Genomic DNA, 13,977 nt, shown 5'->3' on the forward strand with positions numbered 1-13,977 from the left:
CCACATGTCGTTGGTGGTAGCCTTCGCGCCCGTAAATTCTATTTGATGTTTTTTTAACAGATAAATGGTCTAAAGATGCCCACATCATAAGTGGATTATTGCATTTGGGATCGCGATCACTGATAGATTCATAACGAGAATGTATCTTTCCGCCCGCCAACAGTTACGGGCGAAAATTATTAAAAAACCGTCACTGAACGAATTTCATATTACCGTCAGGCACTTTTTCATCGGATTTGACTAAAAACCTGACAATTTGCTTCCTCCAGGAGATATAGATGGAAACCACTCAAACCAGCACCGTTGCTTCGATTGAATCCCGAAGTGGTTGGCGCAAAACGGATACCATGTGGATGCTGGGCCTTTACGGCACGGCAATCGGCGCTGGTGTACTGTTCCTTCCTATCAACGCAGGCGTCGGCGGTCTGATTCCGCTGATCATCATGGCCATCATCGCCTTCCCGATGACCTACTTCGCACACCGCGGTCTTACCCGCTTCGTGCTGTCCGGTAAAAACCCGGGCGAAGACATCACCGAAGTGGTTGAAGAACATTTCGGCGTTGGCGCAGGTAAACTGATTACCCTGCTCTATTTCTTCGCGATTTACCCAATCCTGCTCGTCTACAGCGTGGCGATCACCAACACCGTTGAAAGCTTCATGACGCACCAGCTGCACATGACGCCGCCACCGCGTGCCATTCTGTCTCTGATCCTGATCGTCGGCATGATGACCATCGTGCGCTTCGGCGAGCAGATGATTGTTAAGGCCATGAGCGTGCTGGTCTTCCCGTTTGTGGCTGCGCTGATGCTGCTGGCCTGCTACCTGATCCCACAGTGGAACGGTGCAGCGCTGGAAACCCTGTCCCTGAGCAGCGCGTCTGCGACCGGTAACGGCCTGCTGATGACCCTGTGGCTGGCGATCCCGGTAATGGTCTTCTCCTTCAACCACTCCCCAATCATCTCCTCTTTCGCCGTGGCGAAACGCGAAGAGTACGGTAATGGTGCAGAGAAGAAGTGCTCCAGCATCCTGGCCCGCGCTCACGTGATGATGGTGCTGACCGTGATGTTCTTCGTCTTCAGCTGCGTACTGAGCCTCTCCCCGGCGGACCTGGCGGCAGCGAAAGAACAGAACATCTCTATTCTGTCTTACCTGGCGAACCACTTTAACGCACCGCTGATTGCGTGGATGGCACCGATCATCGCGATGATCGCCATCACCAAATCCTTCCTGGGCCACTACCTGGGCGCGCGTGAAGGCTTCAACGGTATGGTGATTAAATCTCTGCGCGGTAAAGGCAAGAGCATTGAAATCAACAAGCTGAACAAAATCACTGCACTGTTCATGCTGCTCACCACCTGGGCGGTAGCGACCCTGAACCCAAGCATCCTGGGCATGATTGAAACCCTGGGTGGCCCGGTTATCGCGATGATTCTGTTCCTGATGCCGATGTACGCTATTCAGAAAGTGCCTGCCATGCGCAAGTACAGCGGCCAGGTCAGCAACGTGTTTGTGGTTATCATGGGCCTTATCGCTATCTCTGCGATCTTCTACTCCCTGTACACCATGTTCTGATGAACGCCCGCGCCGCCTTCGGGCGGCGCACTCCTCCCCCTCTGACTGAAAGCAATGGACGCATCATGATTAGCGTATTCGATATTTTCAAAATCGGTATTGGTCCTTCCAGCTCTCACACCGTCGGACCAATGAAAGCCGGTAAGCAGTTCACGGATGACTTGATTGCACGCGGCATTCTGCACGACATCACCCGCGTGGTTGTCGATGTGTACGGCTCGCTTTCCCTGACCGGGAAAGGCCACCATACCGATATCGCCATTATCATGGGCCTGGCGGGAAATCTGCCGGATACCGTTGATATAGACGCGATCCCTGGCTTCATCCAGGACGTGAACACCCACGGTCGTTTGCTGCTGGCAAACGGTGAGCATGAGGTTGAATTCCCGGTTGACCACTGCATGAATTTCCATGCGGACAACCTGTCGCTGCACGAAAACGGCATGCGCATTACCGCGCTGGCCGGCGACAAAGCGGTTTACAGCCAGACGTATTACTCCATCGGCGGCGGCTTTATCGTCGACGAAGATCACTTTGGTCAAACCACCACCTCTTCTGTTGAGGTGCCGTATCCGTACAAAACCGCGGCAGATCTCCAGCGCCACTGCCAGGAGACGGGGCTTTCCCTCTCTGGCCTGATGATGAAAAACGAGCTGGCCCTTCACAGCAAAGAGGAGCTGGAACAGCACTTCGCTAGCGTCTGGGAAGTGATGCGCGGCGGCATTGAGCGCGGGATCACCACCGAAGGCGTTCTGCCGGGCAAGCTTCGCGTACCGCGTCGTGCGGCGGCGCTGCGTCGTATGCTGGTGAGCACCGACAAAACGACAACGGACCCGATGGCCGTCGTCGACTGGATCAACATGTTCGCCCTGGCGGTGAACGAAGAGAACGCCGCAGGGGGCCGCGTCGTCACGGCACCAACCAACGGTGCCTGCGGTATCGTTCCGGCCGTGCTGGCGTACTACGACAAGTTTATCCGTGAAGTGAACGCTAACTCCCTGGCGCGCTACCTGCTGGTCGCCAGCGCGATTGGTTCTCTGTATAAAATGAACGCCTCCATTTCCGGTGCGGAAGTAGGCTGTCAGGGCGAAGTCGGCGTGGCATGCTCCATGGCGGCGGCGGGCCTGGCGGAACTGTTGGGCGCAAGCCCGGCGCAGGTCTGCATCGCTGCGGAAATCGGCATGGAACATAACCTGGGGCTAACCTGCGATCCGGTTGCCGGACAGGTACAGGTGCCGTGCATCGAGCGTAACGCCATCGCCTCCGTCAAGGCGGTGAACGCGGCGCGTATGGCGCTGCGCCGCACCAGTGAGCCGCGCGTCTGTCTCGATAAAGTTATCGAAACCATGTACGAAACCGGTAAAGATATGAACGCCAAATACCGCGAAACCTCTCGCGGCGGCCTGGCGATGAAGATCGTAACCTGCGATTAAGCCTCTCAGGAAGCCTCGTTTTGCGAGGCTTCTTCCTGTTTTCCCTCACGCTATTCGTTTCATCCTGCCGACAGTGATACCCTTTACCCATTAGATTTAAGGGAGAATATCTGTGGCTGTTCATTTGCTTATCGTCGACGCGCTCAATCTGATTCGCCGAATCCATGCGGTACAAGGCACGCCCTGCAAGGACACCTGCCTGCACGCGCTGGAGCAGCTTATTCGCCACAGCGAGCCGACGCACGTCGTGGCCGTGTTTGATGACGAAGCGCGCAACAGCGGCTGGCGACATCAGCGCTTGCCCGACTACAAAGCCGGACGCGCACCGATGCCGGACGATCTGCATGCCGAAATGCCCGCTCTGCGTGCCGCCTTTGAGCAGCGTGGCGTCCCCTGCTGGGGTGCACAGGGCAATGAAGCCGACGATCTCGCGGCCACCCTGGCCGTAAAAGTGGCAAGTGCCGGGCATCAGGCCACTATCGTTTCAACTGACAAAGGCTACTGCCAGCTGCTCTCCCCCACGATCCGCATTCGCGACTATTTTCAAAAACGCTGGCTGGACGCGCCGTTTATTGCCAGCGAGTTCGGCGTCTTGCCTGAGCAACTGCCGGATTATTGGGGTCTGGCAGGCATCAGCAGCTCTAAGGTTCCGGGTGTCGCCGGTATTGGACCAAAGAGCGCCGCCCAGTTGCTGACCGATTTTCAGAGTCTGGAAGGGATTTACGCCCGTCTGGATGAGGTGCCAGAAAAGTGGCGCAAGAAGCTGGAGGCGCATAAAGAGATGGCGTTTATCTGCCGCGAGGTGGCGACGCTACAGACAGATTTACAGCTGGACGGGAATTTACAGCAGTTGCGGTTAGAACGTTAAAACGTCAACACGGTTTTGTAGGCCCGGTAAGCGCAGCGCCACCGGGCAAAACAAAGCACGCACTATCGCTCGTCGCGACGTCCGCCTACAGCCGCCCACCAGCGACGGATGTGTACCGTCACCTCTTCGCGGTCGTGGTACAACTGACGCGCCTGGATCTCCACGTTAATACCGTGCTCATCCAGCTGTGCCTGAATATAGGCCAGGTTCTGGGATACCTCCTCGTAGCGCTTTTTCATCGGCAGCTTGAGGTTGAAAATGGTCTCACGGCACCAGCCGTTCACCAGCCAGGAGGCCATCAGCGCGGCCACTTTTGCCGGCTTCTCCACCATGTCGCACACCATCCACGAGATGTTGTTGCGGGTTGGGCGATAGCGGAAACCGTCTTCTCGCAGCCAGGTGACCTGTCCTGTGTCCATCAGGCTTTGCGCCATTGGGCCGTTATCCACAGACGACACCCACATGTTGCGTTTCACCAGCTGATAGGTCCAGCCGCCCGGACACGCGCCAAGGTCGACGGCATACATGCCGTTAGCCAGACGCTCGTCCCACTCATCTGCCGGGATAAAGACGTGAAACGCCTCTTCCAGCTTCAGGGTTGAACGGCTCGGCGCATCTGCCGGGAACTTCAGGCGCGGGATGCCCATAAAGAATGGCGAATTGTTATTGGTGTACGAATAGCCCGCATAGCAGCAGCCCGGTGCGATAAAGAAGATATGCACCACCGGACGCTTCGGCGTTTCGTAGTTTGTCAGTATGCCCGCGTCACGCAGCGCTGCGCGCAGCGGCACGGTGAACTTACGGCAAAACTTCATCAGCTCTTTGCTTTCGTTGGTATCGGCAACCTCAACGCGCAGGTCGCCGCCCTTCTCCACCACGCCCTGCAGCATGCCCACAATCGGCGTGATGCGATCTTCCGGCGGAAGATCTTTCAGCAACTCACCCGCGACGAACATCTGGCGGGCGAAGATCAGCGAGCTGAACGGCAGCTCGCGCGCCAGCTTGTCGGCGTCTTCAGGCTGATAACACTCGAATACCACATAGCCCGCATTTTCTTTTACGCGAGCAAAGCCGAAGACTTCGCGCTTCGCCGCTTTATCGGTAATTTCCGCGGCGCACTCTTTCTCAAACCCCGGGCGACAATATAAAACAACCTTATTCATGAACAACGCCCTTGCGTTTCAGACGGATAGCTCCGATAAACATTAATACCCAACCCGCCAGGAAGCTCACGCCGCCGACAGGTGTAACAAACGCCCACAGGCGCAAATGCGAGAGGGCCAGACAGTAAAGGCTGCCGCTAAACAGCACGGTACCCAGCGCCATAAATACGCTACTCCAGTAAAACCAGATGCTTATCCGGCGCTGCATCGCCACCGCCAGCCCAAAAATAGCCAGCGTATGAAACGCCTGGTATTCAAGGCCGGTCTGGATCCAGCCCATCTCGACGGCGCCCAAAGACTTGCTCAATACGTGCGCGCCAAAGGCGCCCAGTGCAACAAAAATAAAGCCACTCACCGCGGCAAAAATCAGCATGAATCGGCTGGTCATGTTTAAGTCCTGAATTAATGCGTGCCCGGCACACAAACGTTATTGTTCATACCTGAAGCGGAATTTTTCTTGCTCGCTTGCCGCTTTCGCCAGTATCCACTGCCGGAAGGCGGCTATTTTACCCAGTTCTGCCTGACTGTCATGACAAACCAGATAAAATGCATTCTTGCTGACCAGTACATCATTAAAAGGGCAAACCAGACGGCCTGCCTCAATTTCGGACTGCGCCATCACGTTGTTCGCCAACGCCACGCCCTGTCCGTGAATGGCAGCCTGTAGCACCATCGCACTATGGCTAAAAATGGGGCCCTGCTGCACGTTTATATGACTAAGACCTAATTGACGGGTATAAGTTTGCCAGTCGCGGCGAGAGGCATCATGTAAAAGCGTATGCTGCGCCAGGTCAGCGGGTGTTTTCAGCGCCTTGTCGCCTGTTAAAAGCAGAGGCGAACAGACCGGCAGCAGATATTCTGCGTATAATTTCTCGACACGCAAGCCCGGCCAGTTGCCGCGACCATAAAAAATGGCGACATCCACATCATCGGCCAGCTTGTCTTCCTGACGATCCACCGCCTGGATTCGAACGTCGATCCCCGGATAAGCTGAGTTAAAGCTTGAGAGTCTTGGCACCAACCACTGAATGGCAAAACTGGGCAATAAACTAACAGTCAGGGCACCTTTTGCACTGCGGGCCTGCAGCTTACGCGTGGCTTCCGTGAGCTGGGAAAAAATCTCTTTAATATCCTGAAAATAGCTCTGCCCCTCTTCGGTCAACAGCAAGGAACGATTGCGTCGGCGGAATAGCTTAAGGCCCAGGAAATCCTCCAGGGACTTGATTTGGTGACTTACTGCGGCCTGTGTCACAAAAAGCTCATCTGCCGCACGGGTGAAGCTCAGGTGACGTGCTGCTGCATCAAAAACGCGTAATGCATTAAGGGGTGGCAATCGCTTTGACATGGTTATCTGGCTTAGATGTTAACGGAATTTAACAAACAGGAAACAACGTTTAACCTATTAGTTTTTTTTATCTGAGCCATTATAATTTGTCCGTTGAGGAACTACCAGCAAATACCTATAGTGGCGGCACTTCCTGAGCCGGAACGAAGAGCTTTTTTCGGAATGCGTGTTCTGAAGGGCTTTTGGCTTACGGTTGTGATGTTGTGTTGTTGTGTTTGCAATTGGTCTGCGATTCAGACCACGGTAGCAACGCTACCAATTTTTCACTTCCTGTACATTTACCCTGTCTGTCCATAGTGATTAATGTAGCACCGCCAATTTGCGGTGCTTTTTTTTCCCCTGCGATCGGTTAATGCTCGATCTCTTTCATCTCTTTCACGTCCGTGCGGTTGATCTGCTGCTTGTTCCCGTTAGCATCTTTGTACGAAATCATCCCGGTATCGTTATCGGTAGTCGGTTTCCCTTCCGAAACGATAGAACGACCATCGTTTGTGTGCATCACGTAGTTGTTACCAGAACAGGCGCTCAGGGCAAAAGTAAACGCACAGGCAGAAATGATTGCAGCTGTCTTATTCATGATTATTCTCCTTTAGCAATTAATGCTATTCAAACCTCGATTTATAACAGGCTAAAACATCCGCCTAACACTATTTAGCATAACCTGCTTTTTCGAGGTCGCCAGGATAAGCAGACAAATCTGATAGATATCAACCTCCTTGCCCTGCCGCTGAAATTGCGCGACGATCTCTCTATCGACACGAGGAATTCCATGAACGCTTTCAGTCCTGCGCAGTTTCGCGCACAGTTTCCGGCGCTGGCCGATGCCGGTATTTATCTTGATAGCGCCGCCACGGCCCTGAAGCCCAAGGCGGTGATCGAGGCCACGCAGCAGTTCTACAGCCTGAGCGCCGGCAACGTACATCGCAGCCAGTTTGCCGAAGCGCAGCGCCTGACCGCGCGCTATGAAGCCGCACGCGATCAGGTTGCACGCCTGATCAATGCCGAAAGCGGGAAAAATATCGTCTGGACGCGCGGTACGACTGAAGCCATCAATATGGTGGCCCAGAGCTATGCCCGCCCGCTGCTGCAGCCAGGGGACGAAATCATTGTCAGCGAAGCAGAGCACCACGCTAACATGGTGCCGTGGCTGATGGTGGCTGAGCAAACGGGCGCGCGCGTTATTAAGCTCCCGTTGAGTGCAGACTTTCTGCCTGACGTGGCCCGTCTCCCTGAGCTGATTACCCCCCGCAGCCGTATTCTGGCGCTGGGGCAGATGTCCAACGTCACCGGCGGCTGTCCGGATCTGGCTCGCGCCATTGAGATTGCCCATGCCAGCGGCGTGGTGGTGATGGTCGACGGTGCTCAGGGCGTGGTTCATTTCCCCGCTGATGTGCAGGCGCTGGATATCGACTTCTATGCCTTCTCCGGGCACAAACTCTACGGGCCAACCGGGATTGGCGCGCTGTACGGTAAGCCAGAACTGCTGGCAAAAATGACGCCGTGGCTCGGCGGCGGCAAAATGATTACCGAGGTGACCTTCGACGGTTTTAAAACGCAGGAGGTGCCTTACCGTCTGGAAGCGGGCACGCCGAACGTGGCCGGGGTCATCGGCCTGAGCGCCGCACTTGAATGGCTGGCGGAAACGGACGTGGTTCAGGCGGAAAGCTGGAGCCGAGGGCTGGCGACGCTGGCTGAGGAAGAACTGAAAAAACGCCCGGGTTTCCGCTCGTTCCGCGTTCAGGATTCCAGCCTGCTCGCCTTTGATTTTGCTGGTGTGCATCATAGCGATATGGTGACGCTGCTGGCCGGGTACGGCATTGCCCTGCGCGCCGGACAGCACTGCGCCCAGCCGCTGCTGGCGGCGCTCGGCGTAAGCGGTACGCTGCGCGCCTCGTTTGCGCCGTATAATACCCAAAGCGATGTCGACGCGCTGGTTAGCGCCGTTGACCGCGCCCTTGAAATACTGGTGGATTAATGACTAGCGCTGCTTTAGCCGGACATCCGTTTGGCACGGTCATCACTGAAGAGACCTTAAAACAGACCTTCGCCCCGCTCCAGCAGTGGGAAGATAAATATCGTCAGCTGATCCTGCTGGGTAAACAGCTGCCAGCTCTTTCCGACGATCTTAAAGCGCAGGCGAAAGAGATTGCGGGCTGTGAAAACCGCGTCTGGCTGGGCGTGAGCGTCTCCGGCGAGAAGCTGCATTTCTTCGGCGACAGCGAAGGGCGCATCGTCCGGGGCCTGCTGGCGGTCCTGTTAACCGCCATTGAGGGGAAAAGCGCGGCGGAATTGTTAACGCACTCGCCGCTGGCGCTGTTCGACGAGCTGGGGCTGCGCGCGCAGCTTAGCGCCTCGCGCGGTCAGGGCCTGATCGCGCTCAGCGACGCGGTGCTGGACGCCGCACGTCAGGCTCAGGCCTGACGTTCCGCCTTCGCCATCATCTTCTTCAGGGCGTGAGAGACCGCCACAAAGCCAAAAGAGGCGGTTACCATGGTGGCCGCCCCAAAGCCTGACGCGCAGTCCATGCGTTTTGGCCCTTCCGCCGTGCTTTTCATCGCACAAACTGAACCATCCGCCTGCGGGTAGACCAGCGCTTCGGTGGAGAACACGCAGTCGACACCCAGCTTGCCCTTGCTGTTCTTCACCACATTGAAGTCGCTCTTCAGGCGTTCACGCAGCTTGGCAGCCAGCGGATCCTGAATGGTTTTCGCCAGATCGGCAACCTGGATCTGCGTGGGATCGATTTGCCCGCCCGCGCCGCCGGTCGTGACCAGCGGCACCTTGTAACGACGGCAGTATGCGATCAGCGCCGCTTTAGGCCGCACGCTGTCGATGGCGTCAATCACATAGCTGTAGCCTTTGCTCATGTACTCCGCGACGTTATCTGCCGTCACAAAGTCGTCGATCACCGTCACCCGACACTCCGGATTGATGAGGCGAATGCGCTCCGCCATCACCTCGGACTTCGCCAGACCGACGTTATCACGCAGGGCGTGGATCTGACGGTTAGTGTTGGTCACACAAACGTCATCCATATCAATCAGCGTGATTGCGCCAATCCCGGTTCTCGCCAGCGCTTCCGCCGCCCAGGAGCCGACACCGCCAATGCCCACGACGCAGACGTGCGCATCCGCAAACAGCTGCAGGGCTTTTTCACCATAGAGACGTGCCGTGCCGCCAAAACGCTGGCGCCAGGCATCGCTGATTACCACAGACATAAAACCTCAGATGTAAAAAGGGTGAGGTTTTCCTCACCCTGAACAGTAATCCGTATTGCGCTCAGAATACCACAATCAGCCGCTGAATACGTTTCCGGTGCCCGGCGCGGCCTTCAGCACCCATACGCGTCCGTAGTGGTTATACCAGCCTGCACGGTGACCGGCATCCGGGCCAATGCCCTGATAGATATCAAAGTGCTGTCCCTTAATCGCTCCGCCCACATCCAGGGCTACCATCAGACGCAGCTCATATTTGCCGTTAAACTTGCCGTTGTTGTCGAGCAGAGGGACTTCCGCCAGCAGCGTGGTTCCCGCAGGAATGATAGAACGATCCGATGCCACCGACGCGCGGCCAATCAGCGGCACAGCGCTGGCCCCTTTCACCGGGGCGAAGTTTTGCGGCTTGAAGAAGACGAACGATGGGTTCTGCTCCAGCAGCTCGCGCACCTCGGCTTCACTGTGCTTTTCGCCCCACTCGCGGATCGCCTGCATCGACATATCTTCTTTTTTCACTTCGCCGCGGTCAATCAGCACCTTACCGATGCTGCGGTAGGCATGGCCGTTTTTCCCGGCATAGCTGAAGAAGTTAAGCGGTGAACCGTCGCCAAAATCAATGTAGCCGCTGCCCTGCACGTCCATGATGAAATTATCCATCAGGGAGTTGCTGTAGGCCAGGACGTAGTTTTCGCTCAGCGCACCGGCGTAGATTTCGGCACGGGACGGCAGACGGCCGCGTTTTGGCGGCATACGGTAGATAGGGTACTGGAACTCGCCCTGGCGCGTGTGTCGCGCCTGAACCACGGGCGTGTAATAGCCGGTGAACTGGACGTTGCCGTAGTTATCCGCCCCTTCCATTTGCCAGGCATCAATACCAAACTGGCGCATGTTGCGCGTATCGCCGCCCGCCTTCAGCCAGTCCTGTACCGCGCTATAAACATTGTTCTGTGAGCTATACAGACGCGGCGACGCATTGCGGATCTGGTAGACCTGCTCGGAGAAATCACCGGCGTTGATCGGCGCGCCAACGGCGTCAGGCTGATTAACTAAAGAGAAAGGCTGGGATAACTTCCCGTCTTTATACTGCTGACCGCGATCGGTCGGTTTGGAAGAACAGGCCGCAAGAATCGCTACCATTGCGCCCGCCATCAGATATTTCGCCCAACGTCCTTTCATTATATCTCGTCTTTAAGTTGCCCATTTCCGCGTGATGAAGATAACAAACCGACAAAGCGAATGAAATGCGATCGCATGCCCTTTGGCAAATTCAGAGCAAAAAATAGTCTAAATGTCGCAATGCCGTTCACTTTACATACAAAGTTAATGATTTATGTGAAAAAGGGGTTGCATCACAAACCTATCCGAGTATAGTGCGCTTCCACGGACGCGGGGTGGAGCAGCCTGGTAGCTCGTCGGGCTCATAACCCGAAGGTCGTCGGTTCAAATCCGGCCCCCGCAACCAACACTTCTAAAAACAATAAACACCCTTAAGGGTGTTTTTTTGTATCTGCCGTTTGTGAATTTGCCGGGCATTTCACCCGGCTAAAAACCTACCCGCGCCGCGCCAGCGTCGCCCCGTCTGAGAAATACGCCCGTATCCCCGCCAGAATCGACTCCGCCACCTCCTGCTGGAACTTTGCCGTCTTGAGCTTACGCTCTTCTTCAACGTTACTGATAAACGCGGTTTCTACCAGAATGGACGGGATATCCGGTGCCTTCAGCACCGCAAACCCGGCCTGCTCAACGCTGTTTTTGTGCAGCTTATTGATGTTCCCCAGCTTGCCCAGCACCGCTTTACCAAACTTCAGGCTGTCGTTAATGGTCAGGGACTGCACCATGTCGAACATGGTGTGGTCGACGTAGCGGTCGCCGCTTTTGCTCACGCCACCGATCAGGTCCGAGGCGTTCTGGGTGTCCGCAAGGTATCGCGCCGCGGTACTGGTCGCGCCCTTGGTTGAGAGCGCAAACACCGACGAGCCGCTCGGCTGGCGACTGGTAAAGGCATCCGCATGGATCGAGACGAACAGATCGGCACGCTGCTTCTGCGCTTTCGCCACCCTCACCTTCAGCGGGATAAAGACATCCTCATTGCGCGTCATGTAGGCGCGCATATTGCCCTCTTTATCAATTAACGCCTTCAGACGACGGGCAATTTGCAGCACCACGTCTTTTTCGCGCGTATGGTATTTCCCCACCGCACCGGAGTCTTCGCCGCCGTGGCCGGGATCGAGCATGATCACAATCGGACGATCGCGCCCTGCTTTCCCCGGTTGCGGGCCGCTTTGCGCAGGCGGCACCTGACGCTGAAGATCGCCTTTGTTGTAATCCTCCAGCAGGGCGAGAAGCGGATCCTGAATATCCGTCGCATTCGCCGGGTAAAGATCCATCACCAGACGCTCTTTAAACGTCGCGACGGGCGCCAGGGCGAACAGTTGCGGCTTAACGTTCTGCTTAAGCTCAAACACCATGCGCACGGTTTGCGGATCAAACTGACCGACGCGCGCCGATTTAATAAACGGATCGTCACCGCGGATCTGCGCCGCCATGCCTTTCAGCACGGAGTTGAGGTTCACCCCTTCGAGATCCACCACCACGCGTTCAGGGTTGCTGAGGGCAAATTGCTTATATTTCAGCACGCGATTGGATTCAACCGTCACGCGCGTATAGGTCGACGACGGCCAGACGCGCACCGCCACCACCTGACTCGTGGCGGCAAGACCGACCTGGCTGACGCTAAGCAACCACATTGCCCCGGCCCCTTTTAACAAACGGCGGCGGCTTATTGCTGAATTGGATCCCGACATGCTTCTCCCGAGCAAGAAAACAAACTGATATACAAAAGTGCAGATTGACCGAAAACTTTAACGAATGACGCATAAACTGTCATCTATAAAAGGGTAAACAATCATACGTTAACGCACGGATTACTTATTAATTTCTGTAGGTCGCAGAAAATTTGCACTTGCACACGCGCCCACAATCGAATAAAAATACATAAATTACGAATAAACATTCATTAAGGGTTGTGCCATGGTGAAGGAACGTAGAACCGAACTGGTCCAGGGATTCCGCCATTCTGTTCCCTATATCAACGCCCACCGGGGAAAAACGTTTGTCATCATGCTGGGCGGCGAAGCCATTGAGCATGAAAATTTTTCCAGCATCGTCAATGACATTGGCCTGCTGCACAGCCTCGGGATCCGCCTGGTGGTGGTCTATGGCGCGCGCCCGCAGATCGACGCCAACCTGGCCGCTCACCACCACGAGCCGATTTACCACAAACATACCCGCGTCACGGATGCCAAAACCCTGGAACTGGTGAAGCAGGCGGCGGGTCTGCTGCAGCTGGATATCACCGCTCGCCTGTCGATGAGCCTGAACAACACGCCGCTACAGGGCGCGCATATCAACGTCGTGAGCGGCAACTTTATCATTGCCCAGCCGCTCGGCGTGGACGATGGCGTGGATTACTGCCACAGCGGCCGCATTCGTCGTATTGATGAAGAGGCCATTCACCGTCAGCTCGACAGCGGTGCCATTGTGCTGATGGGGCCGGTGGCGGTTTCCGTAACCGGTGAAAGCTTTAACCTGACGTCCGAAGAGATTGCCACCCAGCTGGCGATCAAGCTGAAGGCGGAAAAAATGATTGGGTTTTGCTCCTCCCAGGGCGTCGTAAACGATGAAGGGGTGATTGTGCCGGAACTCTTCCCGAATGAAGCGCAGGCCCGCGTTGAAGCGTTGGAAGCCGAAGGGGATTACCACTCCGGCACCGTCCGCTTCCTGCGTGGCGCCGTGAAGGCCTGCCGCAGCGGCGTGCGCCGTAGTCACCTGATCAGCTATCAGGAAGACGGAGCTCTGCTGCAGGAGCTGTTCTCCCGCGACGGTATTGGCACCCAGATTGTGATGGAAAGTGCAGAGCAGATTCGCCGCGCGACCATCAACGATATCGGCGGCATTCTGGAGCTGATCCGTCCGCTGGAACAGCAGGGTATTCTGGTTCGTCGCTCCCGCGAGCAGCTGGAGATGGAGATCGACAAATTCACCATTATCCAGCGCGATAACCTGACCATTGCCTGCGCCGCCCTCTATCCGTTCCCGGAAGAGAAAATCGGAGAAATGGCCTGCGTGGCGGTGCACCCGGATTACCGCAGCTCTTCACGCGGCGAAATGCTGCTTGAGCGCGTGGCGGCACAGGCGCGTCAGATGGGGCTGAGCAAGCTGTTCGTCCTGACGACGCGCAGCATTCACTGGTTCCAGGAACGCGGGTTCACGCCGGTGGATATTGATTCTCTGCCGGAAACGAAGAAAGAGATGTACAACTATCAGCGCCGTTCGAAAGTGCTGATGGCCGACCTGGGGTAATCCTTTCTTTGCCGGCG

General features: G+C 56.1%; 13 protein-coding genes and 1 tRNA gene. 7 read left to right on the top strand and 7 right to left on the bottom strand.

All coding sequences use genetic code 11. From position 1 onward, the window contains the following. Positions 1-278 precede the first annotated feature (278 nt). The 3 genes from IM271_RS03390 to xni all read left to right on the top strand — a co-directional run bounded on the left by IM271_RS03390 (position 279) and on the right by xni (position 3,875). A complete protein-coding gene (locus tag IM271_RS03390) occupies positions 279-1,574 on the top strand; it encodes an HAAAP family serine/threonine permease (protein WP_028014268.1) in 1,296 nt (431 codons plus the stop codon). Positions 1,575-1,639: 65 nt separating this feature from the next. Next, entirely contained in the window at positions 1,640-3,007 is a 1,368-nt protein-coding gene (gene sdaB / locus IM271_RS03395) for an L-serine ammonia-lyase II (RefSeq protein ID WP_028014269.1), read from the top strand. A 112-nt stretch (positions 3,008-3,119) separates the two neighbouring features. After that, entirely contained in the window at positions 3,120-3,875 is a 756-nt protein-coding gene (xni, locus tag IM271_RS03400) for a flap endonuclease Xni (RefSeq protein ID WP_028014270.1), read from the top strand. A 62-nt stretch (positions 3,876-3,937) separates the two neighbouring features. Here xni and rlmM read toward each other — a convergent pair whose 3' ends face one another. The 4 genes from rlmM to IM271_RS03420 form a co-directional block, all read right to left on the bottom strand. Then, positions 3,938-5,038, bottom strand: coding sequence for a 23S rRNA (cytidine(2498)-2'-O)-methyltransferase RlmM (gene rlmM / locus IM271_RS03405; protein WP_028014271.1), 1,101 nt, complete (start codon positions 5,036-5,038; stop codon positions 3,938-3,940). After that, complete coding sequence (locus tag IM271_RS03410; protein ID WP_028014272.1) at positions 5,031-5,426, bottom strand: DUF423 domain-containing protein; 396 nt, start codon at positions 5,424-5,426, stop codon at positions 5,031-5,033. The genes rlmM and IM271_RS03410 overlap by 8 nt, the downstream gene beginning before the upstream one ends. Before the next feature lie 39 nt (positions 5,427-5,465). Further along, entirely contained in the window at positions 5,466-6,383 is a 918-nt protein-coding gene (gcvA, locus tag IM271_RS03415) for a glycine cleavage system transcriptional regulator GcvA (RefSeq protein ID WP_014885066.1), read from the bottom strand. Positions 6,384-6,732: 349 nt separating this feature from the next. After that, entirely contained in the window at positions 6,733-6,960 is a 228-nt protein-coding gene (locus IM271_RS03420) for a YgdI/YgdR family lipoprotein (protein WP_008499648.1), read from the bottom strand. Between the two features lie 192 nt (positions 6,961-7,152). On the opposite strand from IM271_RS03420, the gene csdA reads away from it, so the two are divergent. Further along, positions 7,153-8,358, top strand: a complete 1,206-nt coding sequence (gene csdA / locus IM271_RS03425) for a cysteine desulfurase CsdA (RefSeq protein WP_193052171.1) — start codon at positions 7,153-7,155, stop codon at positions 8,356-8,358. Then, a complete protein-coding gene (gene csdE, locus IM271_RS03430) occupies positions 8,358-8,804 on the top strand; it encodes a cysteine desulfurase sulfur acceptor subunit CsdE (protein ID WP_047364461.1) in 447 nt (148 codons plus the stop codon). The genes csdA and csdE overlap by 1 nt, the downstream gene beginning before the upstream one ends. Here csdE and tcdA read toward each other — a convergent pair. Continuing rightward, a complete protein-coding gene (gene tcdA / locus IM271_RS03435) occupies positions 8,795-9,601 on the bottom strand; it encodes a tRNA cyclic N6-threonylcarbamoyladenosine(37) synthase TcdA (protein WP_006811804.1) in 807 nt (268 codons plus the stop codon). The genes csdE and tcdA overlap by 10 nt on opposite strands. Before the next feature lie 75 nt (positions 9,602-9,676). Beyond that, the gene (gene mltA / locus IM271_RS03440) at positions 9,677-10,774 is read right to left on the bottom strand and encodes a murein transglycosylase A (protein WP_028014275.1); all 1,098 of its coding nucleotides are present in this window, start codon (positions 10,772-10,774) and stop codon (positions 9,677-9,679) included. Between the two features lie 209 nt (positions 10,775-10,983). Here mltA and IM271_RS03445 point away from each other — a divergent pair. Continuing rightward, positions 10,984-11,060: transfer RNA gene (locus IM271_RS03445), tRNA-Met, on the top strand. A gap of 88 nt (positions 11,061-11,148) precedes the next feature. Here IM271_RS03445 and amiC read toward each other — a convergent pair. Next, complete coding sequence (gene amiC, locus IM271_RS03450) at positions 11,149-12,402, bottom strand: N-acetylmuramoyl-L-alanine amidase AmiC (protein WP_014885071.1); 1,254 nt, start codon at positions 12,400-12,402, stop codon at positions 11,149-11,151. Positions 12,403-12,628: 226 nt separating this feature from the next. Between amiC and argA the strand changes: the two genes are divergently transcribed. Next, positions 12,629-13,960, top strand: a complete 1,332-nt coding sequence (gene argA / locus IM271_RS03455) for an amino-acid N-acetyltransferase (protein ID WP_014885072.1) — start codon at positions 12,629-12,631, stop codon at positions 13,958-13,960. Positions 13,961-13,977: the final 17 nt, after the last annotated feature.

Origin of the sequence: Enterobacter cloacae complex sp. I3 (assembly GCF_014896175.1) — a bacterium.
Taxonomy (GTDB): domain Bacteria; phylum Pseudomonadota; class Gammaproteobacteria; order Enterobacterales; family Enterobacteriaceae; genus Enterobacter; species Enterobacter bugandensis.

Bases quoted from the DNA above. Each gene is read 5' to 3' on its own strand.
- IM271_RS03390 (WP_028014268.1), top strand. From the start codon at position 279: ATGGAAACCACTCAAACCAGCACCGTTGCTTCGATTGAATCCCGAAGT.
- sdaB (WP_028014269.1), top strand. From the start codon at position 1,640: ATGATTAGCGTATTCGATATTTTCAAAATCGGTATTGGTCCTTCCAGC.
- rlmM (WP_028014271.1), bottom strand. From the start codon at position 5,038: ATGAATAAGGTTGTTTTATATTGTCGCCCGGGGTTTGAGAAAGAGTGC.
- IM271_RS03410 (WP_028014272.1), bottom strand. From the start codon at position 5,426: ATGACCAGCCGATTCATGCTGATTTTTGCCGCGGTGAGTGGCTTTATT.
- gcvA (WP_014885066.1), bottom strand. From the start codon at position 6,383: ATGTCAAAGCGATTGCCACCCCTTAATGCATTACGCGTTTTTGATGCA.
- IM271_RS03420 (WP_008499648.1), bottom strand. From the start codon at position 6,960: ATGAATAAGACAGCTGCAATCATTTCTGCCTGTGCGTTTACTTTTGCC.
- csdA (WP_193052171.1), top strand. From the start codon at position 7,153: ATGAACGCTTTCAGTCCTGCGCAGTTTCGCGCACAGTTTCCGGCGCTG.
- csdE (WP_047364461.1), top strand. From the start codon at position 8,358: ATGACTAGCGCTGCTTTAGCCGGACATCCGTTTGGCACGGTCATCACT.
- tcdA (WP_006811804.1), bottom strand. From the start codon at position 9,601: ATGTCTGTGGTAATCAGCGATGCCTGGCGCCAGCGTTTTGGCGGCACG.
- mltA (WP_028014275.1), bottom strand. From the start codon at position 10,774: ATGAAAGGACGTTGGGCGAAATATCTGATGGCGGGCGCAATGGTAGCG.
- amiC (WP_014885071.1), bottom strand. From the start codon at position 12,402: ATGTCGGGATCCAATTCAGCAATAAGCCGCCGCCGTTTGTTAAAAGGG.
- argA (WP_014885072.1), top strand. From the start codon at position 12,629: ATGGTGAAGGAACGTAGAACCGAACTGGTCCAGGGATTCCGCCATTCT.